This is a genomic window from Micromonospora profundi (assembly GCF_011927785.1).
In the GTDB taxonomy this organism is placed as follows: domain Bacteria; phylum Actinomycetota; class Actinomycetes; order Mycobacteriales; family Micromonosporaceae; genus Micromonospora; species Micromonospora profundi.
Genome location: NZ_JAATJK010000001.1, coordinates 732,167 through 757,079, shown reverse-complemented (window position 1 = coordinate 757,079; position 24,913 = coordinate 732,167). Strand labels below are relative to the sequence as shown.

The following is a 24,913-nucleotide window of genomic DNA, read 5'->3' as shown; positions in this document are numbered from 1 at the left end:
GGCGTGGTCATCTAGCGCAGCGACCGGAAGGCGGTACGGATCTCCTCGGAGAACAGTTTCGGCTGCTCCCAGGCCGCGAAGTGCCCGCCGGTGTCGAGCTTGTTGTAGTAGATGAGGTTGGGGTACGCCTGCTCGGCCCAACTCTGCGGCGCCTCGTACAGCTCATCGGGAAAGACGCTCACGGCAACGGGGACGTTGACGCCCTTCGTGGCGAAGAACGAGAGCTTGTTCTCCGCGTACAGGCGGGACGCGGAGATCGCCGTGTTGGTCAGCCAGTAGAGCGAGATGTTGTCCAGGATGTCGTCGCGGGTGAGGCCGGCTGCGGCGCCGTCGAAGACCTGCGCGATCAGGGCCAGGCTCTTCGCGTCGTGGTCGAGCAGGAACGACGCCAGCCCCACCGGAGAGTCGGCGAGCCCGGTCAGGGTCTGTGGGCGCGTCGCCATCATGAGGGCGTACGCCACGTGCTTCCACACGTAGTCCAGCTCGGTGGCGGCGCGCATCTCGTCGTCGGACAGACCGGACGGCAGCGAACCCATGGCGTTGTTCGCCCCGGTGGTGTCGCCCTGGAACAGCAGGTCGATCTCGGGCGGCACCGCTCCCGGCATGTTCGTGTGGATGCCGAGCAGTTCCGGGGGCGCCTGGACACCCATCTGATCCACGACGACAGCCCCCCAGTCGCCGCCCTGCGCCACGAACCGGTCGTAGCCGAGGCGCTTCATCAACTCGGTCCAGGCGCTGGCGATCTTCTCCGGGCTCCAGCCCGACGAGGTGGGCTTGCCGGAGAAGCCGTGGCCGGGCAGCGACGGGATCACCAGGTGGAAGGCGTCCGATGGGCTCCCGCCGTGGGCAGTGGGGTCGGTAAGCGGCTCGATGATCTTCAGCTGCTCGATCACCGAACCGGGCCACCCGTGCGTGACGATGAGCGGCAACGCGTTCTCGTGCTTGGAACGGACGTGGATGAAGTGGATGTCCACCCCGTCGATGGTGGTCAGAAACTGCGGCACGGAGTTCAGCCTCGCCTCGACAGTGCGCCAGTCGTACTCCTTCTCCCAGTAGCGGGCGACGGCCTGGATCGTCGCGAGCGGCACGCCCTGCGACTGGTCGTCGACAGTCTCCTTGTCCGGCCAGCGGGTGGCGGCGATGCGCCTACGTAGGTCGTCAAGGTCGGCCTGGGGGATTTCCACCGTGAACGGCCGGATCTCCGTGGTGCCGGGACGTGTCTTGGTCTTGACCGCCATGCGTGCCGTCCTCTCCCGTTCGAGTTCACTGGAGGGTGCCGTCTGCTGGGCCGGGGCGGGCGGGAAAGAGGCCGCCGCGAACCTGTTCCTCAGGCCACTGCCGGGCTCCGGTGCCCGTCGAACCAGGGCACGCCCGCCGCCACATCTCGAAGCGTAAGACGGCCTGCCCGTCATCGCGGGCATACCAGCAAGGTCCGTCCGGGACCAGCGTTCGACGGCCGGCCAGGCCGTCGTCACGCCATCGGGTCGGCCGTACGCCGTTGTCGACGTTTACGACGACGACGCGCACGATTACCCATCTGAGCAGGACCGACGCTCGGTTTCCGGCGCGGTCGAGGCCAGCCGTTCGAGGGCTCCAGCACAGTGACTGCCACGAACAGGAGATAGCCGGGGAGAACCGGCACACCGACCGCCAGCGCCACCGCGAACACCCACTCGATCTCGCCGTCGGGCCACATCCACGTCGCTCCCGGACCGCTGACCCGACCGGCCACGGTAGGCCCGGGCGGCTCGTCGCCATGCATGAACAACCGGACCGAGTCGATGTGCAGATCACCCGCATTCGAGGTGAACGGGCCGGTGCAGCTCCAGCCGAGCGTCCAGAACTGCGGGTCTTCCGCCGCTGTGCTCTCTTCACACGCCACGGCGACCGAACCGGGCACACCCCAGATGGTGGCCCGGACGCCGTCCCAGGCGTCGGGCAACACGAGGTGCCACCAGGCCAGCACGATCGCGAGAGCGCACGCAACCAGGCCACCGGACACGAGACGGTCCAGCCAGTCGGCTTCCCTGATCGCCGCGGGCAGATGTTTCAGTCGCGGACGGCGGGCTCGTGACCTCCGCCCATGCCGCATGGTCGGAGGGTAGCTGCGCTCAGCAACGAACTCCTGCGCTGGCTGGGCGAGCGATGGTCGTTATCGTGCGGCGCGCAACCTGAGGATGTAGGTCGCGGTCTGCGCAACGACACGGTCGTCGTCCTGGGAAAGATCGGTGAGGGCACGTGACGCCCTCGTCCCTGGGACGTCCGCGAGCGCCTGTGTCAGCCGCCGCCGCGCGGACGGTTCAACGGTGCCGTCGGCGAGGCGGTCGACGAGTCCGATGGCGATCTCGTCCACCAGCCCGGGGTTCCCCGCCAGCGTGCACAGCGCGTCGGCTGCATCGACGTCGTTCGCCCCCTCGACGATCATGTCCATGAGCACCGGGATCGCGTCGGCCATTCCACGCGCCCCAAGCGCCAGGGCCGCACTCCTGCGGACCACGACATCGGGGTTCGTGAGTGCGTCCCGCAGCACAGGCACCGCGCCGTCCGGAATCTCGGCGATGCACTGGACGGCACGCTGCCGCACCTCGGCCACCGGCGAGGCGAGGCCGTCCGCGAGCAGTACCGGCACGCCGACGCCCGACTGCGCGAGAGCCCAACGGATTGCTCCCGCGACATTCGGGTCCGTCTCGCTGAGCGCCGCCTCGACCAGAGCATCCAGCGGTGCCGGCGCCTCGTCGACGAAGGACAGGGCCGCGCGCTGGCGCTCCCCGGCTCTGTCCGAACCCAGTGCCTGAAGGAGTGCGACGGCCTGGAGGACGTCCTCCCACCTGGCGGGCTCCACTGCGTCGATCCGACGAAGTCGCGTGAGCAGCTCCGTCTCGGCCGCAATGCGTTCCCGCGTCCGGTTGACGAGGTCGTCGACGAGCGCCGACGGCGTGAACCCGGGATCGTCCAATGCGCGCCCGACCTCACGCAGCGACAGGCCCAGCGACCGCAGCATTTCGATATGGAAGATCCGCCGGATGTCCTCGCTGGAGTACTCCCGATAGCCAGCTCTGGTGCGGCCCGTTGGCCGCACCAGGCCGAGCGACTCGTAGTGCCGGAGCATGCGGGCGCTTACTCCGGACCGTCGTGCCACGTCGCCGATCAACACCGCCGGTCACTCCTCCTGTCTGGTCGCGCCGAGCGCGACGATGCGGGTCGCCTCCCCGATCGCCAGCTCGAATCCGGCATCCGGGTCGCGCCACAGCCGTTCCGTGGCGGTCGCATGCCGACGTACGCGCGGATCGGGATCCGTCATCGCGGCGCGCAGGATCGGCATGACCACCTCGCCGAGCGCGACCAGCGCCCTGCTCAGACTCAACTGCGTCGCAGGCTCACCGCGCCCGAGCTGCGTCGCCAACACCTTGGCCAACGCATGTTCCTCCCCCTCGGGCACGAGTACGAGCGCCGCTCGCCAGGCGCTCCGCGCCACCTCGTCGTCGGCGTCGGTCAACAGCGCCCGCGTGATCGCCGGCCACGCCTGCCGATCTCCGATCTTGGACAGCGTGTGCAGGGCCTGGCTACGCGCCTGCACACGCTCCGAGCGGAGTTCGTCGACGAGCTTCGGGACCGTCAGTGACGATGGGTGGCGCGTCAGTGCCCAGGTGAGCGCTTCGCGCACAGGGAACTCCGGCTCCACCGCGCATCGTTCTATCAGCCCGTCGACGAACCGCGCATGCGGGTCCGTGCCGACCGCCAGCGCCGCCCGCAGCCGCACCGAGGGATTGCTGTTCGCCAGCGACTGAAGGGCTCGCACCGCGTTCGCGTCCTCTTCCGGCATGGTCATCGCCACCTCCTTGACCACAGTCCAGCCCTTGTCACTGTGTCAAGGTCAAGCAGAGCGGGCTGCTGTAGTCCGCGTGCGCGGACGCTGCCAGACCGAGCACCAGACCGCTGGAGACGGCAGCAGCGGCGACGATGCTGCGAACGCGAGGTCGAAGCTGCGATCCCGTCGGCGCGGCAGGTGACGGTCCGCTCGATGATCTTGCGCTGCCGCAGGGCACTGCGGCAGCATCAGGCGTCATGACGGTGCCAGACCCGGACCCCAACGACGACATCCCGGCCGGCATCAACGGCACGCGCCGGTGGCGTCGGCGGGCCAGACACTTGTTGGCCGGAGCCGGAATCACCGCCTTGGCGGCCGTACTCGGCATCACCCTCGTCGTACGTGGCGGCGCCACCCCGGCCTGCGCCGCGCCACCCACCGGAAACACCGTCCACAAGGCAAAGGCCAGCTTCTACGACGCCGGCCGCTCGGGCGGCAACTGCTCCTTCCCGGCCCCACCCGCGGACCGGCTCTACGTGGCCCTCGGCTCGTCGGCGTACTCCGGGGCCGCGGCCTGCGGCAGCTACCTGGACGTGACCGGCCCGAAGGGCACCGTCCGGGTCATGGTGATGGACCAGTGCGGCGGATGCGGGCCCGGCAAGATCGACCTCTCCGACGAGGCGTTCGCGAAGATAGCCGACCGGGCGCAGGGCATCGCGCAGGTGACGTACCGGGCGGTGGTGAACCCGCCGCTCGACGGAGGGCTCACCTTCCGGATCAAGGGCGGCGCCTCCCAGTGGTGGTTCGCGGTGCAGGTAGGCAACCACGGCAACCCGCTCCGCTCGGTCGAGGCGAAGGGGCCGGGCGGCGGCTTCCGCAAGGCCGCCCGCCAGAGCGACAACTACTGGACCGTCGAGGGCGGGCTCGGCCCCGGGCCCTACAGCATCAGGGTCACCGACGTGTACGGACTCCAGGCGACAGCCACCACCATCCGGATGGTCACGAAACAGGTCCAACGCAGCACGGCCGTGCTCGCCTCCCCCACCCCCAGCAGTTCACCTTTACCTTCAGCTCCGCCGTCCCCCAGCATCGCGCCCTCGCCGACCCCGTCCGAACCGGTCGCACCAACAGCGGCCGTCGAAGCGCTCGCCGGTGCCGCTCCCCTCAACGTCCCCCGCTGCTGACCGGCGAGGCCGTCGGGCCAGAGACAACCACCCGAGGAACCTGGCGTGCATGGCGGGCAGGTCCGGCCGCAGCCCCAGGCCGTACACATCGTCGATCGCCTCGCGCATCGACGCGGCCAGATAGAACCTCAGCGCGATCGAGTGGCCGTGGAACTCGATCATGAGGTCGAGTTGAGCCGGGCCGCACGGCCAGGGCGCGGCGCAGGTGCGGCACAACCACGCCGGGCGCATCGGCAGGTGCGGACGAGGCCGGGTCATCCGACCCGCACCGGACCCCGCCGGGCGGGCCGACGCTTCACAGACCCCGACGGTACGACGGGCAGGGCCAGCAACCGCACGCCCGCGCGCATCACGAACAACTCCCGCCGCGCCACCGCGTCGCCGGCCGCGTCCAGCTCGTAGCCCTCAACCCATACCCATCCGTCGTACGTGTGCCGCTCGGGCAGCTCACGGATGACGCGTACGAAGATCGGGCGCAGGAACTGCACGCTCGCGGCGGTGGTCAGGTAGACCACGTCGCCGGCCTTCATCGTCCCGATCACTGCTCGGGGCTTCCGGACTCATCAGTCGCGGATGTTGGTCTTCTGCTCTCATGCTCGTCGCCGGGCACAGTGCTCCCCCTGGTGCCGTTGGGAAAGGGCCGCAACCGCGAGTGCTGTGCGGCTTCGCTACGGACGCGGTCGCCGGTGTCGTGGTACCCGCCGGACGCCGCCTGGTGACACTCTGCTGTGGAGGCCACTACGCTCGGAAGGTGCTCGCGAGGTCCGGGCTGAGCTGGCAGAACAGGCACCCGACGTGTGGCGCCACGGGTAGTCGATCTCTGATTTGAGGAGCGTTGCGTGGCTGATGTCCCAGGTCCCTTGTCGGCGTTCATCGTTGGCGAGATCCGCCGCGCCCGTGGCGCTTCCGGGATGACGCAAGAGGCGTTTGGCCGCGCTGCCGGCTTCAGCGCCTCCCACGTCAGCGCCGTTGAAGGCGGCACGCGAGCGTTGACGATGGACTTCATCAAGAGCGCTGATCGAGCGTTGACCAACGGCGGACTGTTCGAACGCCTGGCGACGAAGTTCGGCGCCCCGTCGTGGTTCCTGCCCTGGTTGGACGCGGAGCGCGGGGCGACGCAGCTCCGCTACTTCGAGCCGAACCTGATCCCCGGCCTACTACAGGTGGAGCACTACGCCCGCACCGTCCTGCGAACAGTCGAAAGCCTCACCGATGACGAGGTCGAGCAGCGCGTCGAGAGCCGCATGAGCCGACAAGCGATCCTGACCGGAGAGCGCAGGCCGCAGTTCGTCGCCGTGCTGGACGAAGCCGCGATACGGCGCACCGGTGACGGACTCGGCGGGATCATGGCCCAACAGGTCGCCCACCTGGTCGCGATGGCCGAGCTACCGCACGTGCACGTCCACATCATTCCGATAGCCAGCGGCCTACACATCGGGCTGTCCGGGCCGTTCGCACTGGCCCGGTCCAGCGCGGGCGTGTGGGTCGGACACCTCGAAAACCAGCTTGGCGGGGACGTCGTCGACAAGGACGATGAGGTGGCTACGCTTCAGGCAAGGTGGGGAAGCGTACGGAACGAGGCGCTACCACGCCGGCAGTCCATCGACCTGCTGAAGGAAGTTGAGAGCCATCATGGACCTCAGTAACGCCCGGTGGCGCAAGTCCACCCGCAGCGGCGCGAGCGGTGGCAACTGCGTCGAGGTGGCGAGCAACCTGCCCGGTGTTGTGGCCGTCCGTGACTCGAAAGATGTCACCGGACCGGCACTGACCTTCGCCTCGACAGCCTGGGCCGCGTTCGTCGCCAAGGTCGCCGAGCGGCCGTAACGCCACGGGACAGGGAAGCCGGTCGGCGCTCACCTGCCACCGGTCGTCAGGACAGTCGAGGCCGGAACGGGAGCCTAGAGCCGGCTGGCCTTCACCTCGCCTGAGCCAACGTCTGCGTCAGCCAACAGCGTCAACAAAAGCCCACCTCGGAGCGTTGATCAGTCCCTGACCTGATGGGCACGCAGAAGCCGATGGCCGTCGAGCCCTACTCGTAGCCGCTCGCCATGACCAGCAGTTCGGCGAAAATCGTCCAGTTGGGCTGGTCGGGCAGACTGTCACCCCGGTTCGCGTAGAGGCTCGGCAGCGCTTCCAGCAAGGCCGACAATGCGTCGAGAACCCGGTCAAGCAGCCCGGCGATGCAGCCAACTCGCATCCAGTGACCGCGTCTACACCGACTGCTACGCGGCCTGCGCTGGCAAGGAGAACGCGGCTTCGCGATCCTGATCGGACACTGAAAGACGTTACGCCACGACGATCAACCCAAGCCGGATCGGCGACATCGTCGCCGTCGCGCTACACCTGACCCACTTAGAGTACAAATACCTGCCGAAAAGTAGCTAAGATCACTTTAGTGTCCTTGATCTGTCACACAAGCAGCGATATGCCCACGAGCAGCAAATACTCGTGGTTGCCATCTCGCTCAACCGACCTACATCGACACGCGGGCAAATTCCTCATGATAGAGGCGGTATCCTTCCTGCCGCCCCCGAATCCAGCCGGCAACCTTGAGACGCAAGGAGAAATACCCGCCAGGCTGGATTCAAATCACCCCTTAATTGGATAATGAAAGGTTGCATCATTGGCTGACCGGGTTGCAATTTGTGTCGGAATCGACGAGTATAAGCACTTTCCAGGTCACGAGTTAGATTTCTGCGCTGCGGACGCTGCCATAGTAGCTGACTACCTGGAGTTGCCGGAATACTCCTTCTCCACTTACCGGCTGATAAATGAAGAGGCAACGCGGTACAACATCCTTGAACTGCTGCAACTAATGCAGCGCGATCCCCCCAAGTTCTTCATATTCTACTTTGCAGGACACGGGATGGCAACAGATTTTGGGTCCTCCCTAGTAACTCACGATGGCAGAGAGTTCGAGCTAGGCATAGCGGTCGAAATGCTCAGCGTATATGTAGATCGCATTTCACAGTTAGTGCCGCACTGCCTTGTCGTTCTAGATTGCTGCCACTCGGGTGCCACTCCACTCATTCCTCAAGCGAGGTCAATTTCCGTTGCTGATGTCGAACGTGGAATAAGCAGCCGATCGGAATCAAAAACTCTCCTTGCGGCATGCAGGCCGGAACAGACCGCTGAAGAGAACAGCGAGCTGGGTCACGGAGTCTTCACTTTCGCCCTAGTCGAAGGGCTAGACGGCCAAGCAGCAGACATTAAGGGATCTGTGACCGTCGGCAGTCTCTCTGAGTTCGTAGGTCGGAGACTTGAGGAGCTTGACTGCGAACAGATAATGGTAAGCAAGGGTGACCACGCTGGCCGTGTAGTTCTGGCGACAGGACTGCCGCCTATCTCTAGAGCTAAGCTACCCACTGAGGAAAGGAAAGCGATCCTCGGAGAGGGCCGCCAGTTCATCGACGATTACACTTCGCAGTTGATGCTGAATCTGGATGACTGGAAATCGAAAGGGTATCGCACGGCATCACAAGCGTTGGCCCCTACCGCCGCATGGTTTGCCAAGAAAGCAGCTTCCCACAGAGACCTTGCCACTGACCCAGAATTTGCAAAGCTCCATGAGGCCGTAACGAATCGCGTGAAGCAGCTTGCGGAAGTTGATCGGGGCACGAAGATTTCTGAAGGAGTTATTTCCGAACGTCTGGGTGGCGGTGGATTCGGCACTGTCTGGAAGGTCACCAGAGACGAGCAAGGCCTACCGCCACTCGCCTACAAAATCTATCACCCCGCCGACTACGGCGTACTCGAAAAGCGGGGTCTTTTCCATCGAGGATACCGAGCCATGCAGCAGCTCGACCACCCCAGGGTGGTCAAGGTTCATGGCTATTCGGATTGCCCGGTTGGCTTTTTTATGGACTACATCGAAGGCCCCACCCTTAGGGACATGCCGGCAGTAATTGATGACCCGGCAGCGCTTCTAAGATTCATGATTCTGATTGGTGAGACCATATCTCATGCCCATAGCAGGAGGGTGATCCATAGGGACATCAAGCCGGAGAACATCCTCGCCGTTTACGACCAGGAAAAAGAGCATTGGCTACCATTTCTGACCGATTTCGATCTGGCATGGTTTAGCCAGGCAACGCAAGTAACTAAGCAGGCCTGGGGCAATCTCTCTTATGCCGCACCTGAACAATTGGGAAACCCTAGGTCGCCTGTCGCACGAAAGAAAGCCGTCGACATCTACGCCTTTGGCCAGGTCGCATTCTTTGCCGTTGCAGGCTCGGATCCAACGCCAATCGGACGTGCAGACAACTCAAGGGCGCTGCGTGAGAGATTGGAGAAGTGGCCATCCGCCGAGGCTGCAGAACGATTTCTCGCATGGTACGAAAAGTGCACGGCGGAAATTCGTGACCGATACCCAGACTTTTTAGAAGTTATGGACGAGCTGTTTTCAGTCGAATCCATTCTGCGCACCGAGGAGCAGCAGCAGCTCACTCTCTCGCAATTCACTAGAGAGCTCGCGTTCGCATTATCCGGCTTTTCCTCGATCGGACTCAAGTCGGCGGGAGCATTCTCAAGCACGTCTGGCCGAACGAGCATTGTCATCACCGCCGAGGAGACGTTCGGATCAGAAAAGTCACCCAGAACGAATATTGAGGTCGAGCTCAGGCTTCATGAGATACCAATCGAGACAAGCTCCAACGAACGCGCGCGAAGCATCCTTAACAATAGGATCAACGAGATCCTGAGCAAGTTCCCGAACACGAAAAGAATTCCGGGAACGCAGGGGATCTTCTCCACGTCGATCCACATTTCCAATGCTTCGGTGGATCGGGTAGGTGTAAAGTATGCACAGAAGGTTCTGCGACGAGTTCTAGACTCAATCGAGCGCTAATTATCTTGATAGATTAAGCACTGGCGGTGCAGGCGGGAGCGCTTACTGTCGAACTACTCTGTTTAGATCAAGGCACCGCGCTCCGGGCGGTGCAGGGGTGGCTCACCGCCTCGGCCCGCCTACAGTGCCGGGGCGGTGAGCCACCGACAGTCGCCGGACACCGCGCCCACGTCGGTGCGGAACTCAGCACAGCGCGAGTTCGTCCGGGAATCGCTCACGAAGCCCGCCGCGATCGCATGGCGCAGGCAGTAGTCAGTAGTCAGTAGTCAGGACTGTTGCCGTCGACCCTGATCGACGCATCATCGAGCCACTCGCCCGAGATCGCCACGGCCCGGGGCATTGCCTTGATCGCGGCTTCTGAGCTGGTGGGCGACGGACGAGTCGACCTGTACGCCGGATTCTGTGCGCGGCGCGTACCCCGAAGGGGTTGCGCCGGCGGCGGCCATCCATCTCGGCCTGCCGTTGCCGGCAGGCTCCAGCGGCCTACCCGCAGACATCGGGCGGGCAGCCCTCAAGCGTCTGCGCCGGGTCGTCATCTTCCGGTGACGGCCCTTACTTGGCCTTGCTCCGGGTGGGGTTTACCGAGCCACCCCGGTCACCCGGGATGCTGGTGGGCTCTTACCCCACCGTTTCACCCTTACCGACCCCCGTGGGGGTTGGCGGTCTGTTTTCTGTGGCACTGTCCCGCGGGTCGCCCCGGGTTGCCGTTAACAACCACCCTGCCCTGTGGAGTCCGGACGTTCCTCGGCGGCGGGCCGGAGCCCGCCGACGCGACCGCCCGGTCGACTCGTCCGTCGCGCTCTCATCCTAACGACGCGCGGTCGGCCAGTATTGCCGCCCCGCCTGGGCAAGATCGCGCAGCTCAGGGGCCGACGGTCCGGGGACTCGGTCGCCGGGGGCAAGGACTAGCCTCAGAGGGCTATGGATCTCCCTCACGCCGCGCTGCTGCTCGCCGCCGGTCTCGCCGCTGGCACTGTCAACGCGGTGGCCGGTGGCGGTTCTTTGATCACCTTTCCGGCGATGATCGCGGCCGGCTTGCCGCCGGTGCCGGCGAACGTCAGCAACTCGGTGGCCGTGTTCCCCGGCTACGTGGCCGCCGTGGCGGGCAGCAAGGCCGATCTGCCACGTCCTCGGGCGCTGGCGACCCTCGTACCCACCGCCCTGGTCGGCACGATCGCCGGGGCGTTGCTGCTGCTGGCCACGCCTGCCCGCGCGTTCGAGGTCGTCGTACCCTTCCTGGTCCTCGGCGCGACAGCGGTGCTGGCCTTCCAGGATCCGCTGCGCCGCCTGGTCGGTCACCCCCGCGATTTGTCGCCGCGCCGCCGGACGGTCGCGGTGCAGACGATGGTCGCTGTCGGCGCGGTGTACGGCGGGTACTTCGGCGCGGCATTGGGAGTGATGCTCGTCGCCGGCCTGGCCCTGGTGCTGGACGCGACCCTGGCACGGGTGAGCGCGATCAAGAATCTGCTCTCCGCGGTGGTCGGCCTCACGACGCTAGTGGTTTTCGCCCTGTTCGGCCCGGTGAACTGGACGGCCGTCGCGGTGGTCGCGCCAGCCACGTTGATTGGTGGGTACGTCGGCGCGCGGCTCGTCCGCCGGCTGCCGCCGGTGGTGCTCAAGACGCTGATCGTGGTGTTCGGTACGGCGATCGGCCTCTACCTGCTGTGGCGCGCCCTGAGCTGACCCGGGGCGCCTTCAGTACGCCTCGCCTACCGGCTCTTCTGGGGCGTGCTCGCTGTCGGCGGCGGCTCGGTTCCAGCGGGCCCAGAGCACCCGCTCGCCGTAGCCGGCGGCCATCACGTGCGCGAAGGCCAGGTAGACGAGCACGCCGACGGCGAGCACCCCGAAACCGACCCAGTACGGCAGCGACAGCGAGTGCTCGGCGAGCTTGCCGGAGATGATCGGCGCGGGCGCGGCGGCACCCCAGCGGACGAGGTTGAACGCGCCGGTGGCGACCCGGCGGTCGCTGGAGCCGAGGCCGAGCGCCAGGTCGGTGAGGTTGGCGTTGGCCAGGCCCATGCAGAGCCCGGAGAGCACCAGCACCACGAGCGCTTCGGCGGTGCTTGTCGAGGTGGCGAAGAGGACCATGCAGACCAGCAGCCCGACGATGGCCACGCCGACGGTCTGCACAGCCCCGATCCGGTGGGCGAGCCGGTGGCCGATCACGAGGATGCCGGCGGCCAGGCCGAGGCCCCAGCCGGTGAACGCCAACCCCAGCGGGATCACGTCGAGGCCGAGGAAGAGCGGCGTGTAGCCGAGCACCACGAAGAACACGAAGTTGTACGTGCCGGTCACCACGCAGAGCACGATGAACGCCGGACGGCGGTAGGTGGCGAAGATCTGGCCGAGCCGTACCGAGGGTTGGCGGGTGGTCGGCTCGCGCAGCTTGCGGGCTGCCACGCCGAGGGCGAGGACCATGAACACGCCGCAGACGAAGAACGGCAGCCGCCAGCTGACCTGGCCGAGCAGGCCGCCGATCAGCGGGCCGACGGCGAAGCCGAGACCGAGTGCGGTTTCGAAGAGGCTGACCGCCCATTCCCTGTCGACGGCCAGGTTGACGAGCACCACCATTGCGGTGGCGAAGAACATCGCGTTGCCGAGCCCCCAGACGCCGCGCAGCACGGAGAGCTGCACGATGTTGTCGTTGAGCGAGGCGAGGATCGCGGCGACGCCGACCACGGAGACGCCGGTGATCAGCACCGGCTTGAACCCGAACCGGCCGCTGGCGAGCGTCGCCGGGATCATGCCGAGAGCCATGACCGCGATGTACGCGGTGAACAGCAGCTCGACCTGCCAGGCGGTGACTCCGATCGCCTCGCCGATGGCCGGCAGGATCGGGTCGACGACGGCGATGCCGGCGATGGCGAGGAAGGCCACCAGTGTGGTGGCGTAGATGGCACTGCGGTTCGGTTCGGTGCGCCGATCCACTACGACTCCCCAGATAGCTGTATGATACAGACACTTATCCTGTATCGTACAGCTATGAGCGACGACGACGAGCGCACCCTCGGCCGGATCGAAACCGAGGTCGCACTCCTGATGCGGTTCGGCGAGGCGACCCGGCGGGCCACCGGCACCGCCGAGCACCGGGTGCTCGACCGGGCGGCGTACGTGATCCTGCGCCACCTGGACGCCGCCGGCCCGCAGAACGTCTCCGCGCTCGCCGCCCAGCTCAACCTGGACGGCTCGACAGTCACCCGGCAGGTGTCAGCGCTCCAGCGCGACGGGCTCATCACGCGTACCCCGGACCCGTCCGACGGCCGCGGGACCGTCATCTCCCCCACGGCCGCCGGCCTCCAACGGATGGCGGCGGTGCGGTCCGCGCGGACCCGGCTCTACGGCGAACTCCTGGCCGACTGGAGCGACGAGGACCAGGCCGCCCTGGCGACCCTGCTGGGCCGCCTCAACCAGGCCCTGGTGAACCGCAACCGCCGCCGCTAGTGAACCCCCGCCCGCCGCTGCCGCACTCCGCGCCGCCGCTCCTCAATCCCGGCGCCGCCGCCGCTCCTGCACCCGCCGCCCACTTTCGGTGCGGCTCTCGCCCCGCCTGGTGACGCTCCGCGACTGGCAGAGAGTCAGGAGAACGTCCGCCGCGCCCAGGTGCGGAAGTCGGTGGTGGGCAGCCCCAGGGCACGGGTCAGCTCCGGACGGGCGGGGCTTCCGTTCTCGTTGATCTGCTCGACCGCGTTGACCATGGCGGGCAGGAGACCGCGCTCGACGGCCTGCTGCGGGGTGAGCACGGGTGCGGCGACCTCCCGGCCGGTGACCTCACTCAGGATGGCCGCGACCTCGGTCATTGTGCGCAGGTCACCGGCCAGCTCGACGTCCAGGCCGCCGAACTTCTCCGGGTTGGTGAACGCGATCGCCGCGGCCTCCCCGATGTCGTCGACGGCGATCCACGGAAGCCGCCTGTCCTCGGCGAAGCCGGTGATGATCGTGCCGCTGGACCAGTCGCCGAACAGGTAGGACCAGCCGACGAGGTTCTCCATGAAGGTCGACGGCTTGAGAACGGTCCAGTGCGCGAAGCCACCAGAGCGCACCATCTCGTCGATTGCCGCCTTGCTCTCCCAGTAGTTCCTGTCCCACCGACCCTCGGCCCACCCGGGCTGGTTGCGGTGGAACTCTCCGGCACCCGAGACGCTGCTGTGCACGACGTGCGACACACCGGCCTTGCGTGCGGCCTCGACGACGTTGCGACCGCGGGTCACCTCGGCGTCGCCCTGCATGTTCGTCACATCGGGGTACGGGATGGAGAAGAGGCCGTCCATCCCGTCCGCTGCCGCGACGAGCGACTCCGCGTCGTCGAGGTCGCCCGTGACCAGTTCGGCGCCCAGAGCCCGCAGAGCCTGAGCGCTGTCGGTGCCGGGATCGCGGACCAGAGCACGGACCGCAACGCCACGGTCGAGCAGCGCCCGGGCTGTTGCCCCGCCCTGCTTGCCCGTCGCGCCGATGACGAGAACAGCCATGATGCCTCCTGAGAAAGCAAGTGGGGTGGCCCCCCACTTCTCGTCGGCTACGATATGGGGGACCACCCCACTTTTGCAAGGTGGACCATGAGAGCCGACGCGCAGCGCAACTACGACCGGATCATCAAGGCGGCGTCCGAGGCGATCGCCCGTGATGGCGCGTACGCCTCACTGGAGGAGATCGCCCGCGCCGCCGGGGTGGGCTCGGCGACCCTGCACCGGCACTTCCCCACCCGGTGGTCCCTGCTCCAGGCGGTCTTCCGCGGCTGCGTCCGCAACCTCGCAGCGCGCGCCGGGGATCTGCGCGACGTGCCGGACTCCCTCGACGCCCTGACGACCTGGCTGCACGAGGTCACCGCGTACGCCACGACGACCCGTGGCCTCGCGGATTCGCTCCTCAACGAGCCCGTCGAGGAGACCGACTCCTGCGGCACGATGCTCATTGATGCCGGCGAGCCACTGCTGCGCCGCGCCATCGACAACGGTTCGGTACGGCCCGACGTCACAATGGCCGACCTGATGATTCTCGCCAACGGCATCTCACTAGCGGCGCAACCAACAGGCGCAGCCAAGGCGAATCAACTGCTGACCCTAGCCCTGCAAGGAATCGGGCCAAAGGACTAACAAACGTCCAGGCCTCCGTCGATCATGGAGTTGTGGTGGGGGACGAATGGCGTGAACCACCGTCAACCAGGCACCACAACTCCATGATCGACCGGGACGGAAGGGGCGGGGACGGGGACGGGTCGGGGAGGGACGGGGAGGGACGGGCCGGGCGGGGCGGGGCGGGGTTAGGCGACTGGTTCTCGGGCTGCGTTGGCTTCGGAGGTGGGGCCTGGGGTTACTCGGGGGTCGCCCTCGTCGGCGAAGTAGTCGTCCGGGGTTGTTCCGTCGACGCCTTCGGGGGCCTTGGCAGCATGCAGGATCAGCGTCAACAGGGCCGCTACCGCCAGGTTGACAAGTACCGCCACGATGCCCACGTAGATCGTCTTGGGGGTGTCGAAGCCGAACTTCTCCAGCGGGAACGCCGAGCCGCCGAAGTGCTTCCGGGTCGGGCTGGCCACGTGGTAGAGCATCCACATGCCGAGCCCCATGCCGGCGGCCCAGCCGGCGATCAGCGCCGTCCGGTGGAACCAGCGCGTGTAGAGGCCCAGCGCCACCGCCGGCAGCGTCTGAAGGATGATCACGCCGCCGATGAGCTGGAGGTCGATGGAGAACTGCGGGTCGAGGAAGACGATGCAGGCCACAGCCCCCACCTTGACCACCAGTGAGGTGATCTTCGAGACGTTCGCCTCCTGCGCGGCGGTCGCGTCCCGCTTCAGGTACTCCTTGTAGATGTTGCGGGTGAACAGGTTCGCCGCCGCGATCGACATGATGGCCGCCGGCACCAGCGCGCCGATGCCGATGGCGGCGTAGGCGACCCCGGCGAACCAGTCCGGGAACTGCTGGTCGAACAGCAGCGGCACGATCGTGTTGTTGTCGACGCTGCCCTCGGTCGCCCCGGGCAGCGGCTTCACCCCCGCCGCGATGGCCATGTAGCCGAGCAGCGCGATCAGACCGAGCAGCAGACTGTACGCGGGCAGCGCCGACATGTTCCGCTTGATCACGTCGCGGTTCCGGCTGGCCAGCACACCGGTGATGCTGTGCGGGTAGAGGAACAGCGCCAGCGCCGAACCGAACGCCAGTGTGACGTACTGGAGCTGGTTGTTGCCGTTGAGCAGGATGCCGTCGTTCGGGTTCGGCGACGCCTGGAACTTCGCGTCCGCCGCGTCGAAGATGTCGCCCCAACCACCCAGCTTGTACGGCAGGTAGATGACCGCCACAAGAATCACGATGTAGATCAGGCTGTCCTTGACGAACGCGATGAGCGCCGGCGCGCGCAGCCCCGACTGATAGGTGTACGCGGCCAGGATGGCGAACGCGATGATGATCGGCAGGTGCCGGGCCAGGGCGCTCTCCCCCGTCACGCCCATGGTCTTGAGGACCGCCTCGATGCCGACCAGTTGCAGGGCGATGTACGGCATCGTGGCCACGATCCCGGTGATCGCGATCAGCAGCGCCAGCACCGGCGAGTCGAACCGCCTGCGGACGAAGTCGGCGGGCGTCACGAACCCGTGCCGGTGCGAGACCGACCAGAGCCGGATCAGCACCAGGAAGACAAGCGGGTAGACGACGATCGTGTACGGCACCGCGAAGAACCCGGCCGCGCCGGCTCCGAACATCAGCGCCGGCACCGCCACGAATGTGTACGCGGTGTAGAGGTCACCGCCGACCAGGAACCACGTGATCCAGCCGCCGAAGCTGCGCCCGCCCAGACCCCACTCGTCCAGGTGCGCCATGTCCTTCGGCGCCCGCCAGCGCGCTGCCACGAAGCCCATGGCGCTGACCAGGAGGAACAGCAGAGTGAAGACGATGATCTCGGTGAGATGGTCGCGCCACATCAGCGAACCTCCTTCGTTCGCGACTGCGGGACTCGCAAACCCGGCTCACTCCTCGCGCTCACCGGACCCTCCGCTTCTTCGTCATCTGGTAGACGAACGTCGTGGTGGACACGCCGAGCAGGATCCAGGTCAGTTGCAGCCAGTAGTAGCGGGGGAACCCGAAGATCCGTGGTGCGTCGCCGTTGAAGAACGCCGGGATCAGCGGCACCACGATTGGCACAAAGAGCAGCCAGTTCCAGGGGCTGTGGTCCTTCGCCCTGGACTGGGCCGTCGTGGGCGCCGTGGTGGGCGCATCCGGTTCCGGTACAGCCATCTGACACACCTCCGGGGAGTCGTGGCTCTCGATGTAACGGCCGGAGGCTACGACTCTGTGACCGTCATCACGGTCGATGAATGGACGGTGCTGCGCCGAACGGCGTCCGTAGTGCGCCCAGCGGCATCGACAGACGTACCCGGTGTCGGGCCGATCCGAGCCGCCCCGGAGACGGCGTGGGGCCCGGGTGCGAAACGCACCCGGGCCCCACGTGGGCAGGCTGTCAGCTCACCCGATCAGCCTCAACGCTGGGCTGCCCAGAGCAGCGCCCGACCGAGCTGCGACTGCAGACCCTTGGGGTGCAGGCGGAACGTCGGGTCGGTGCCGAACAGCACCACGCCGTTGCCTGCCGTGGAGACGGCCCGCACGATGCTGGCGTTGTTTGCCGCAGCGGCCTGCCCGTTGGCGCCGCTGGTGGCCCACCAGCCCGACAGCAGCGGGTCGGCGGCGTACGACTGCTCGACCTGGACGTTGGCGCCCAGGTTGGTGAACCAGACGGGCTGGCTGATGAACGAGTGCGGGATGGCCGAGGTGGTGACCGGCCCGCCGTTGTTCACGATGTTGGCCACGCCGCTGGCCAGGCTCGGTGCCGCTGTGGCGGTCACGCTCAGCAGCCCGGTGCCGTTGCCGAAGGACGCCCCGGGGGTGCCCAGGCCGACCACGCCGCCGCCGCGGGCCAGGAAGCCGTCAAGGGCAGCCCGGTTCTCGGCGGTCAGGTTCGTCAGGTTGACGTTGCTGGCGACAAGCAGCACGTCGACGTCGGACGTCAGCGTGCCGGCAAGCGTCGCGGCTGTCACCGCACGCGCCTCGAAGCCCAGGGCGGCGAGAGTGTCCCGCTCCTCGACGGTGCCGATGTAGCCGACAACGACCCGGTCCAGCCGAGTGCCCCGCCAACCCTTCGGCGCCGCTTCGAAGCGCACGCCGTGAGCCTTCACCTCGGCACGGGCCAGCTTCAGGTTGGCCGGGGTGTTCGGAACGACAACCGATCCGTCGGCGAGCCGGTGGACCGCGACGTTCTTGGCCAGCAGCGAGTTCACCACGAGCAGGTCGGCGGCGTCGCGCAGGTCCAGACGCAGGTCGGACTTGCCGGCGGGCAGGGTGCCCTCGGCACGCGCGTCGTTGATCCGCTCCAGGGGCACCTTGGGCAGGGTGTTCCACAGGGTGTCCACAGTGGCGCCCCAGGTCAGGCCCTGGCTCCAGGCGGCCGGGCCGGCGTAGAGGTCGCCCACCCGGTCGGTGATGTCCGCGCCCGGTTCGAGCAGCGAGTTGACCAGGCCACGCTTGGGCTGGTGCATGTCGACGACGTACGAGCCGGCCGGGTAGGTCTTGCCGTCGGCCTTGAACGCCTTCTTCGCCTGCCACACCCGGCCGCCGCTGCCGACCAGCAGGTCGACCAGTCGGGCCGCGGCGGGCTCGGAGCGCTGTCCGGTGCCGGCCGGGATGACGTACGACCGGGGGAACGTGGTGTTGTAGTTGTCCTCCGGACCCCAGCCCGGCACGTAGCCGTCGGGGATGTCGCGCAGCGGCTCACCGGCGAGGCCACGGCGGTAGACCTCGGCCTGGTCGTGCAGCACCTGCGCGCGGTGGTCCTGGATGTAGCGCAGCGACGTACGGATCGCCACCTCGTGCACGTCGGTGTTGATGCCGGAGCGACGGACCCGCTCGGCCGGGGTGAGGTTTGTGCCGCGCGGGTTGAGCGGCGCCTCGATGGTGTACGGGATGCTGCTCTGGAGCATGGCGAACGACGGCACGTAGATCGGCGGGAAGTCGTCCCACACGCCCGGCTCGTCGTCACGGAACGGAATCCGCGCCTGCTGGGTCTCGGGGTAGCCCAGACCGCGCAGGCCCTCCTCGATTGCCAGGGCGTTCGGCAGGCCGTGCTTGATGTACAGGTCGTACTCGTTGTTGACGTTGTGCGGCGGGGTGCTGGGGTGCAGCAGGGTCGGGTTGACGTATCCGTGCAGGTCCAGCGTGATGATCGGCTTGGTGTCGATGATCAGATCACGGATGATCCTGGTCTCGGGCTGCGAGACGATGGTGAGGTCACGGTTGAGGTCGTAACCCGCCGAGTTGGGCCGGGTCCCGGCCACCCGTCCGTCCGGGTTCGCGGTGACGATGAAGACCAGCCGGTTGCGCTTGAGCAGCGCTGCCACCTCGGGGCTGCGGTCGGTGGCGAGGTCCTCGATGACCCGCAGCGCGGCGTCCGTGCCCTCCCACTCGTTGCCGTGCAGGTTGCCGTTGACGAACAGCGGGGTCTTGTAGCCGGCGAGCAGCTTGCGGTCCCGCTGCGCCCGTGCCGGGTCGTCCTCGATGAGCCGCTTCCAGGTCTCCTGCTGCTGGGCCTCGGCGCGGCTCTCCGGCGCGGTCACGGTGACCACGTACAGGTCGTAGCCACCGGCGGACTTGCCGGCGACGTGGGCGGAGACCCGGTTGCTGGCCCGCTGGAGGGCGTTCAGCTTCGGCGCGATCTCGTCGTAGGGGACGACACCGATCGCGATCGAGGCGTCAGCCGGGTTGTCCGGCCAGACCGGGAGGGTGCTCTGCCGGGGGTAGCCCCGGACGTCGGAGTGGTTGGCACCGTGCTTCGGCGCGGGATGCCCCGGGGTCGAGTGCCCCGGTTTGGCGGACGCCGGGTTCGTCAGGGCCACGGTGGCCAGTAGCGCGGTGCTCACCACCGTCACGGTGAGGCGGGACAGACGTCTCTTGAGCAACATGGACAGATCTCCTGTCGGGAGGTACGCGCGCAGGCGGACTCGCCGCTGGGCCGGAGACCAACGGTGAAGGGGGGTACGCCTGCTGCGTGCGAGAAAGGGGTGGACCCGGCGTCAGATGGAGCGTCGACAGGCTGCGCTGGCGACGCGCAGGAGGTCGATGTGACCCCGCTTCGTCAGGTGAACGCTTCGCACAAACCGATCTTGGGGCGCAGGAGCTCCACTGTCAACGGTTTCCGCCCTGGTCGGAGCCCTGAAGCTAAAACCCTCCCGATAGGTGGGAATTAGTCGATCTTGGCGAGGTGTGCGGTGTCGTTTACCGTCCGCACCGCGATCCCACCGTCGGGCCACATGTCGAGCACCGAGATGCCGGCCGCGTCCAGAAAGAGCCGATGTAGGAAACCGTCACCGGCGGCGAGCGCATCGCGCAGCGCCAGCTTGATCGGCGAGACGTGGGAGACGACAACCACAGCCTCCGCGGGGTACGCCGTGGGAAGCGCGCCGACGACCCGCCGGATGCGCTCGGCCACCTGGGTGAACGACTCACCGCCCGGCGGAGCGATCCGGGGTGAGGCGAGCCAGGCGTCCATCTCCCCCGGCCACTGCTGACGCACCTCGGCGAAGGTACGCCCCTCCCACTGGCCGAAGTCGCACTCGATCAGGTCGTCCTCGGTGCGTACCGGCACGTCACCGAGCGCACCGGCGATCGTCGCCGCCGTGGACGTACACCGGGACAGCGGTGAGCTGAGCACGGCCGCGACGGAAGGGACCAGCTCGGCGACCCGGGCGGCGGTGGCGCGGGCCTGGGCGCGGCCGCGCGCGGAGAGCGGCACGTCGCCCCGGCCGGAGTAGCGGCCCTGCTCGGTGTACTCGGTCTCGCCGTGGCGCACCAGTACCAGCCGGGTGGCGGTGAAGCTCGGACGCGGCTCCCAGGACGCCGGTGCGGTCGCCGGGTCGCTGCCGATCACGGCACCGCCGGCGGGTGCGCTGGCCGAGGCCGGGGCGCTGGTGGCGGAGGGCGTGGGGCGGCCTGCGGCGGCGTCCATCGCGGCGTTGGCGAGCGCGTCGGCGTGCCGGTTCTGGTCGCGGGGAATCCAGGTGAACCGGACGGCGTCGAACCGGCCCACGAGCGTCGCCGCCTGTGCGGCCAGCGGACGCAGACCGGGGTGCTTGATCTGCCACCGGCCGCACATCTGCTCGACCACGAGCTTCGAGTCCATCCGGACGTCCACCTCGCTGGCACCCACCTCGGCGGCGGCCGTCAGACCGGCGATCAGCCCCTGGTACTCGGCGACGTTGTTTGTCGCCGTACCCAGGGACTCGGAGCGTTCGGCGAGCACCTCGCCGGTCTCCGCGTCGCGCACCACCGCGCCGTAGCCGGCCGGACCGGGGTTGCCCCGGGACCCGCCGTCGGCCTCGACGACTACCACGCGCGGTGCCACGACCTACAGGCCCGACTCGTTGGTGCGGACCATGATCCGTCGACAGTCCTCGCAGCGGACCACGTCGTCCGGAGCGGTCTTGCGGATCCGCGCCAGGTCGGCGCCGGACAGCTCCAGCCGGCAGCCTCCGCAGCGGCCCGCGGTGAGCAGCGCCGCACCCAGCCCGGTCTCTTCGCGGATCTTGTCGTAGAGGGTGACAAGCTCAGCCGGGAGGTCGGCCGCGAGCGGCTGACGGGCGCCCCGCTTGAACTCCTCCTCCTTGGCGATCTCGGCCAGCGCGTCGTCGCGGCGCTGCTCGGTGGCGGCCCGCTTCTCCCGGACCTCGGCCAGCCGCTTCTCCACGCCGTCCAGCACGCCCTGCGCGGTCTCCCGCTGCTCCATCAGCTCCAACTCGGCGTCCTCCAGGTCGCCCTGGCGCCGGTTGAGCGAGACCAGCTCGTGCTGCAACGCCTCCAGCTCCCGGGCCGGCCCGGTGCCGGCGGCGAGCCGGTTCTCGTCCTTCTCCTTACGCGCCCGGACCTGGTCGACGTCCTTCTCCAGGCGGGCGATGTCCCGATCCAGGTCGTCGACCGCCACCTGGGCGCGGACCCGCTCGTCCTCCAGCGACGACAACTCCCGGGCCAGCGCCTCCAGCTCGGCCCGCTCCGGCAGCGACCGACGGCGGTGCGCGAGCTGGGCGAGGTTGGTGTCGATGGCCTGAAGGTCGAGCAGGCGGCTCTGCACCTTGGGGTCAGCCTTCACGGTCGGGCTCCTTGTCGTCCACAGCGGGTGCGGCGGCGTGCACGGTCCACGGGTCGGTGTCCAGGTCGGACACCAGCGTCTCGACGCCCGGCGCCTCCCGAAGGAGGGCGGCCAGATCGTCGAGCCACGGTCGTTCGGTCGCCCAGTGGGCGGCGTCGATCAGGGCGGGACCATCGGCCGCGAGGTGCTCGCCGGCCGGATGGTGCCGCAGGTCGGCGGTCAGGAACGCGTCCACCCCGGCAGCGGTCGCGGCGCCGAGGAAACTGTCCCCCGACCCGCCGCTGACGGCGAGGGTACGAACCATACGCCCGGGATCCCCCGCAGCGCGAACTCCCCACGACGTGACAGGGAGCACGGCGGCGGCGTGCCCTGTCAACTCGGCGAGGGTCATCGGGCGGGGCAACTCGCCGATCCGGCCGAAGCCCCGGTCGTCGCCGTACGCGGGGGAACCGGGCGCTGGCTGCTGCAACGGGCGCAGCCCGGTCAGGCCGAACCGGGCGGCGAGGGCATCGGAGACGCCGGGGGACGCCACGTCGGCGTTCGTGTGTGCCACGTAGAGCGCCACCCCGGCCCGGATCAACTGGTGCACGATCCGGCCCTTGAAGGTCGTCGGGGCGACCGACGAGACGCCCCGCAGCAACAGCGGGTGATGCGAGACGATCATGTCCGCGCCGACGGCCAACGCCTCGGCTACCGTCTCGGGCACCACGTCGACCACACAGAGCACCCGGCGGACGAGGGCGGCCGGCTCACCGAGCACCAGGCCGACCCGGTCCCACTCCTCGGCCCAGACCGGCGGGTAGCGCCGCTCCAGCTCGGCGACCACGTCGGTCACCGAGGGGGTGGATACGCATACGCTCACGGCGGCCCAGCTTACCGGCGCGGCGACGGTCCGGCGGCGACGCCCGGCCGCGCCGGTCGGGCTACCTCGCGGACGCGGCCGCCGGGCGGTCAGGCCGCGCGGTACGCGACGGTACGCAGCGCGGCCAACGGCATCTGCCAGGGGAACACGTGCATGTGCTGTTCGCCTGTCCCGGGCGGGTGCAGGGGCACCACATGATCACCGAAGAGCATCGTGACGCCCCATTCCGCCAGCCGGGCCACACCGGCCCGAAATGCCGGGTGGGCGGCCATCGCGGCGTTCGTGTAGGGCACCGCCACGATGGGCAGGCCCTTGCCCTGCGCCTCCACCAGCAGCCCGAGGGCGAGAGTGTCAGCGATCCCGGCCGCCCACTTGTTGATCGTGTTCACGGTCGCCGGGCACACGATCATGGCGTCGGCCGGCGGCAGCACGTCCGGATCACCGGGGTTCTTGTAGTGCGTACGCACCGGGTGCCCGGTCTGGCGGGTCAGGGCGGGCTGGTCGACGAACTTGGCCCCGTCCGGCGTGGTGATCACGCAGACGTCCCAGTCGTCCTGCTGGGCCAGGTCGACCAGGCGCCCGACGTGACGTGCCAGCGGCGAACCGCAGGCGATGACATAGAGCACCGAACGGTGCTCGCTTGTGCGCTGTCCGCCGGTCATCAGACCGGCTCCGCGCTCATACCCCTACTCCCATGTGCTCAGCCAACTCCGCTACCGGAGAAGGCGGCGCACCACGTGTGCGACGAAGGATGTCCGACATGACCTCGTGGGCGATCGGACGGCAGCGGATCTCCGACGGCGCGAGCCGATCACCGAGCAGCAGCATCTCGCCGGCGTTGGCCACATCGCCGATCTGCGCGTACCCGCGGGCGATGTCGAGCAGGTGATGGGCACGGCGTTCGGGCAGCAACGCGTTGAACAGAGGCTCCGAGATGCGCAGCCGGTGCACCTCCACGGCCCGGCCTCCGTCACCCAACTCCACGGCGGCGGCGGCACGGTGCAACTCGACGTTCGTCGGGCCGAACGACGTCCAGTAGTGGTTCTGGTCGCTACCGAGCAGCGTGGCCGCTTCCTCCGCGCAGTTGATCAGGTCGTCGACGCTTGCCGAGTCACCGATCCGGGAAGCCGCCATCGCGCCCTGGAGCAGCAGCATGCCGTAGACCGAGAGCCGGGCCGGCGAGACGTCGTTGCTGCCGCCGGGCGCAAGCCGGTTGGCGATCTGGACGTTCAGCTCCAGCGCCGGGCGACCCCTTCCCATGGCGACAAGGGCGTTGCAGACCCGGGTGGTGGCAATGCCGGCCAGCAGCGGGTCGTCGGCCCGCTGGGCCACAGCCATCGACCGGTCCGCCGCCAGCCAGGCCAGGTCGCACTCGCCGAGCTTGCGCAGCACCGAGGAGGCGATCTGGTAGACCTGCCCGAGCAGATGGGCCGCCTCCGGCGCCTGCGCGCCGCCGTACGCGGCATCGGCCGCCTGGGCGTCGCGCAGCAGCTTCGGCAGCGCCCGGGTGAGCATCCCGTACCGGCCGTACTGGTAGGTGAGCCAGGCGTGGTTGACGGCCTTGCGCATGTCGTCAAGCGGGGGCGGACAGGGCGCCGCGTCGAAGTAGGCGCTCATCGAGTCGTACCGCTCCAGGGCCGCCCGGATCTCCTGCACCTCGACCTGGTCGATGCAGTTCAGCGCGTCGGTACGTCGCTCCGGGTCCCGGCCCAGCAACAACTGCACGTCCATCTGGAGGATGTCGGCGATCTCGTAGAGGACCGAGAATTTGTCCAGCCGGCGGACCCCGCGCTCGACCTTGTCCACCCAGCTCTTCGACTTGCCCAGCCGGTCGGCGAAGACCTGCTGCGACATCTTGCGACGGCCCCGCCAGTAGGCCACTCGCCGCCCTATGGGTAGCTCGTCCATCTCCCCATCCCCTCCCCTGCCGCCACCGTCCATCGGTCCGGGGCGATGTCCGCGGGTGCGGCGGTCCAGCGTCCTTTTCAGGTTTCCGCTGGTCGCACAGCGTGTACGTCAGCCGGATAGCCAGTCCTCGTACTTTTCGTGCAAGTTGCACGAGCCGTTCGTCAACCTCAACGATCGTGGGTTACGGCAGT

At 67.9% G+C, this 24,913-nt stretch carries 24 protein-coding genes and 1 other RNA gene; 7 read left to right on the top strand and 18 right to left on the bottom strand.

The window, feature by feature from the left end; translation table 11 throughout:
- Nucleotides 1-11: 11 nt before the first annotated feature.
- The 4 genes from F4558_RS03565 to F4558_RS03550 all read right to left on the bottom strand — a co-directional run bounded on the left by F4558_RS03565 (nt 12) and on the right by F4558_RS03550 (nt 3,823).
- Nucleotides 12-1,238, bottom strand: a complete 1,227-nt coding sequence (locus F4558_RS03565; RefSeq protein WP_053653212.1) for an epoxide hydrolase family protein — start codon at nt 1,236-1,238, stop codon at nt 12-14.
- Nucleotides 1,239-1,471: 233 nt separating this feature from the next.
- Entirely contained in the window at nt 1,472-2,092 is a 621-nt protein-coding gene (locus F4558_RS03560) for a hypothetical protein (protein ID WP_167943194.1), read from the bottom strand.
- Between the two features lie 60 nt (nt 2,093-2,152).
- A complete protein-coding gene (locus F4558_RS03555) occupies nt 2,153-3,154 on the bottom strand; it encodes a HEAT repeat domain-containing protein (protein WP_053653210.1) in 1,002 nt (333 codons plus the stop codon).
- A gap of 6 nt (nt 3,155-3,160) precedes the next feature.
- Nucleotides 3,161-3,823 carry a HEAT repeat domain-containing protein gene (locus F4558_RS03550; RefSeq protein WP_245241439.1) on the bottom strand — a complete coding sequence of 221 codons (663 nt, stop codon included), beginning with the start codon at nt 3,821-3,823 and terminating at the stop codon, nt 3,161-3,163.
- Nucleotides 3,824-4,065: 242 nt separating this feature from the next.
- Between F4558_RS03550 and F4558_RS03545 the strand changes: the two genes are divergently transcribed.
- On the top strand, nt 4,066-4,992 hold the full coding sequence (locus F4558_RS03545; protein WP_167943192.1) for an expansin EXLX1 family cellulose-binding protein: 927 nt from the start codon (nt 4,066-4,068) through the stop codon (nt 4,990-4,992).
- Between the two features lie 254 nt (nt 4,993-5,246).
- Here the strand turns inward: F4558_RS03545 and F4558_RS03540 are convergent, their stop codons facing one another.
- Nucleotides 5,247-5,522, bottom strand: a complete 276-nt coding sequence (locus F4558_RS03540) for a hypothetical protein (RefSeq protein ID WP_167943190.1) — start codon at nt 5,520-5,522, stop codon at nt 5,247-5,249.
- 309 nt (nt 5,523-5,831) lie between these two features.
- On the opposite strand from F4558_RS03540, the gene F4558_RS03535 reads away from it, so the two are divergent.
- Nucleotides 5,832-6,638: a helix-turn-helix domain-containing protein gene (locus F4558_RS03535; RefSeq protein ID WP_167943188.1), complete on the top strand. Its 807-nt coding sequence runs from the start codon at nt 5,832-5,834 to the stop codon at nt 6,636-6,638.
- The gene (locus tag F4558_RS03530) at nt 6,625-6,816 is read left to right on the top strand and encodes a DUF397 domain-containing protein (RefSeq protein ID WP_053653206.1); all 192 of its coding nucleotides are present in this window, start codon (nt 6,625-6,627) and stop codon (nt 6,814-6,816) included. The genes F4558_RS03535 and F4558_RS03530 overlap by 14 nt, the downstream gene beginning before the upstream one ends.
- A 205-nt stretch (nt 6,817-7,021) precedes the next feature.
- On the opposite strand, the gene F4558_RS03525 is transcribed toward F4558_RS03530, so the two are convergent.
- Complete coding sequence (locus F4558_RS03525; RefSeq protein ID WP_167942848.1) at nt 7,022-7,189, bottom strand: DUF7660 family protein; 168 nt, start codon at nt 7,187-7,189, stop codon at nt 7,022-7,024.
- 426 nt (nt 7,190-7,615) lie between these two features.
- Here F4558_RS03525 and F4558_RS03520 point away from each other — a divergent pair, with 426 nt between their 5' ends.
- Nucleotides 7,616-9,838 (top strand): protein kinase domain-containing protein, encoded by a 2,223-nt coding sequence (locus F4558_RS03520; RefSeq protein WP_167943186.1) that lies wholly within the window; start codon nt 7,616-7,618, stop codon nt 9,836-9,838.
- A gap of 373 nt (nt 9,839-10,211) precedes the next feature.
- Here the strand turns inward: F4558_RS03520 and rnpB are convergent.
- Nucleotides 10,212-10,628: RNase P RNA component class A (gene rnpB, locus F4558_RS03515), an RNA gene on the bottom strand.
- A gap of 131 nt (nt 10,629-10,759) precedes the next feature.
- Here rnpB and F4558_RS03510 point away from each other — a divergent pair.
- On the top strand, nt 10,760-11,521 hold the full coding sequence (locus tag F4558_RS03510; RefSeq protein WP_053653204.1) for a sulfite exporter TauE/SafE family protein: 762 nt from the start codon (nt 10,760-10,762) through the stop codon (nt 11,519-11,521).
- Nucleotides 11,522-11,533: 12 nt separating this feature from the next.
- Here F4558_RS03510 and F4558_RS03505 read toward each other — a convergent pair whose 3' ends face one another.
- On the bottom strand, nt 11,534-12,766 hold the full coding sequence (locus F4558_RS03505) for an MFS transporter (RefSeq protein ID WP_167943184.1): 1,233 nt from the start codon (nt 12,764-12,766) through the stop codon (nt 11,534-11,536).
- 54 nt (nt 12,767-12,820) lie between these two features.
- On the opposite strand from F4558_RS03505, the gene F4558_RS03500 reads away from it, so the two are divergent.
- Nucleotides 12,821-13,279: a MarR family winged helix-turn-helix transcriptional regulator gene (locus tag F4558_RS03500; protein ID WP_167943182.1), complete on the top strand. Its 459-nt coding sequence runs from the start codon at nt 12,821-12,823 to the stop codon at nt 13,277-13,279.
- Nucleotides 13,280-13,413: 134 nt separating this feature from the next.
- Here the strand turns inward: F4558_RS03500 and F4558_RS03495 are convergent, their stop codons facing one another.
- Nucleotides 13,414-14,304 (bottom strand): NmrA/HSCARG family protein, encoded by an 891-nt coding sequence (locus F4558_RS03495; RefSeq protein ID WP_167943180.1) that lies wholly within the window; start codon nt 14,302-14,304, stop codon nt 13,414-13,416.
- 87 nt (nt 14,305-14,391) lie between these two features.
- Here F4558_RS03495 and F4558_RS03490 point away from each other — a divergent pair, with 87 nt between their 5' ends.
- Nucleotides 14,392-14,928, top strand: a complete 537-nt coding sequence (locus tag F4558_RS03490; protein WP_167943178.1) for a TetR/AcrR family transcriptional regulator — start codon at nt 14,392-14,394, stop codon at nt 14,926-14,928.
- A gap of 167 nt (nt 14,929-15,095) precedes the next feature.
- Here the strand turns inward: F4558_RS03490 and mctP are convergent, their stop codons facing one another.
- The 9 genes from mctP to F4558_RS03450 form a co-directional block, all read right to left on the bottom strand.
- Nucleotides 15,096-16,745 (bottom strand): monocarboxylate uptake permease MctP, encoded by a 1,650-nt coding sequence (gene mctP / locus F4558_RS03485; RefSeq protein ID WP_167943176.1) that lies wholly within the window; start codon nt 16,743-16,745, stop codon nt 15,096-15,098.
- 58 nt (nt 16,746-16,803) lie between these two features.
- Nucleotides 16,804-17,058 carry a DUF3311 domain-containing protein gene (locus F4558_RS03480; RefSeq protein WP_053653199.1) on the bottom strand — a complete coding sequence of 85 codons (255 nt, stop codon included), beginning with the start codon at nt 17,056-17,058 and terminating at the stop codon, nt 16,804-16,806.
- A 242-nt stretch (nt 17,059-17,300) separates the two neighbouring features.
- Nucleotides 17,301-19,772, bottom strand: coding sequence for a M14 family zinc carboxypeptidase (locus tag F4558_RS03475; RefSeq protein ID WP_167943174.1), 2,472 nt, complete (start codon nt 19,770-19,772; stop codon nt 17,301-17,303).
- Nucleotides 19,773-19,883: 111 nt separating this feature from the next.
- Entirely contained in the window at nt 19,884-19,964 is an 81-nt protein-coding gene (locus tag F4558_RS32295) for a putative leader peptide (RefSeq protein WP_350874228.1), read from the bottom strand.
- A gap of 89 nt (nt 19,965-20,053) precedes the next feature.
- Nucleotides 20,054-21,211, bottom strand: coding sequence for a bifunctional RNase H/acid phosphatase (locus F4558_RS03470; protein WP_167943172.1), 1,158 nt, complete (start codon nt 21,209-21,211; stop codon nt 20,054-20,056).
- A gap of 3 nt (nt 21,212-21,214) precedes the next feature.
- Nucleotides 21,215-21,952 carry a zinc ribbon domain-containing protein gene (locus tag F4558_RS03465; RefSeq protein WP_053653196.1) on the bottom strand — a complete coding sequence of 246 codons (738 nt, stop codon included), beginning with the start codon at nt 21,950-21,952 and terminating at the stop codon, nt 21,215-21,217.
- On the bottom strand, nt 21,942-22,778 hold the full coding sequence (locus F4558_RS03460) for a Nif3-like dinuclear metal center hexameric protein (RefSeq protein ID WP_053653262.1): 837 nt from the start codon (nt 22,776-22,778) through the stop codon (nt 21,942-21,944). Before F4558_RS03460 ends, F4558_RS03465 begins: the two co-directional genes overlap by 11 nt.
- A gap of 125 nt (nt 22,779-22,903) precedes the next feature.
- The gene (locus F4558_RS03455; RefSeq protein ID WP_167943170.1) at nt 22,904-23,476 is read right to left on the bottom strand and encodes a flavoprotein; all 573 of its coding nucleotides are present in this window, start codon (nt 23,474-23,476) and stop codon (nt 22,904-22,906) included.
- A gap of 16 nt (nt 23,477-23,492) precedes the next feature.
- Nucleotides 23,493-24,722: a helix-turn-helix domain-containing protein gene (locus F4558_RS03450; protein WP_167943168.1), complete on the bottom strand. Its 1,230-nt coding sequence runs from the start codon at nt 24,720-24,722 to the stop codon at nt 23,493-23,495.
- Nucleotides 24,723-24,913 lie beyond the last annotated feature (191 nt).

Bases quoted from the DNA above. Each gene is read 5' to 3' on its own strand.
- F4558_RS03550 (WP_245241439.1), bottom strand. From the start codon at position 3,823: ATGCCGGAAGAGGACGCGAACGCGGTGCGAGCCCTTCAGTCGCTGGCG.
- F4558_RS03540 (WP_167943190.1), bottom strand. From the start codon at position 5,522: ATGAAGGCCGGCGACGTGGTCTACCTGACCACCGCCGCGAGCGTGCAG.
- F4558_RS03510 (WP_053653204.1), top strand. From the start codon at position 10,760: ATGGATCTCCCTCACGCCGCGCTGCTGCTCGCCGCCGGTCTCGCCGCT.
- F4558_RS03530 (WP_053653206.1), top strand. From the start codon at position 6,625: ATGGACCTCAGTAACGCCCGGTGGCGCAAGTCCACCCGCAGCGGCGCG.
- F4558_RS03455 (WP_167943170.1), bottom strand. From the start codon at position 23,476: ATGACCGGCGGACAGCGCACAAGCGAGCACCGTTCGGTGCTCTATGTC.
- F4558_RS03545 (WP_167943192.1), top strand. From the start codon at position 4,066: ATGACGGTGCCAGACCCGGACCCCAACGACGACATCCCGGCCGGCATC.
- F4558_RS03475 (WP_167943174.1), bottom strand. From the start codon at position 19,772: ATGTTGCTCAAGAGACGTCTGTCCCGCCTCACCGTGACGGTGGTGAGC.
- F4558_RS03565 (WP_053653212.1), bottom strand. From the start codon at position 1,238: ATGGCGGTCAAGACCAAGACACGTCCCGGCACCACGGAGATCCGGCCG.
- F4558_RS03495 (WP_167943180.1), bottom strand. From the start codon at position 14,304: ATGGCTGTTCTCGTCATCGGCGCGACGGGCAAGCAGGGCGGGGCAACA.
- F4558_RS03525 (WP_167942848.1), bottom strand. From the start codon at position 7,189: ATGCGAGTTGGCTGCATCGCCGGGCTGCTTGACCGGGTTCTCGACGCA.
- mctP (WP_167943176.1), bottom strand. From the start codon at position 16,745: ATGTGGCGCGACCATCTCACCGAGATCATCGTCTTCACTCTGCTGTTC.
- F4558_RS03490 (WP_167943178.1), top strand. From the start codon at position 14,392: ATGAGAGCCGACGCGCAGCGCAACTACGACCGGATCATCAAGGCGGCG.
- F4558_RS03560 (WP_167943194.1), bottom strand. From the start codon at position 2,092: ATGCGGCATGGGCGGAGGTCACGAGCCCGCCGTCCGCGACTGAAACAT.
- F4558_RS03500 (WP_167943182.1), top strand. From the start codon at position 12,821: ATGAGCGACGACGACGAGCGCACCCTCGGCCGGATCGAAACCGAGGTC.
- F4558_RS03450 (WP_167943168.1), bottom strand. From the start codon at position 24,722: ATGGACGAGCTACCCATAGGGCGGCGAGTGGCCTACTGGCGGGGCCGT.
- F4558_RS03480 (WP_053653199.1), bottom strand. From the start codon at position 17,058: ATGGCTGTACCGGAACCGGATGCGCCCACCACGGCGCCCACGACGGCC.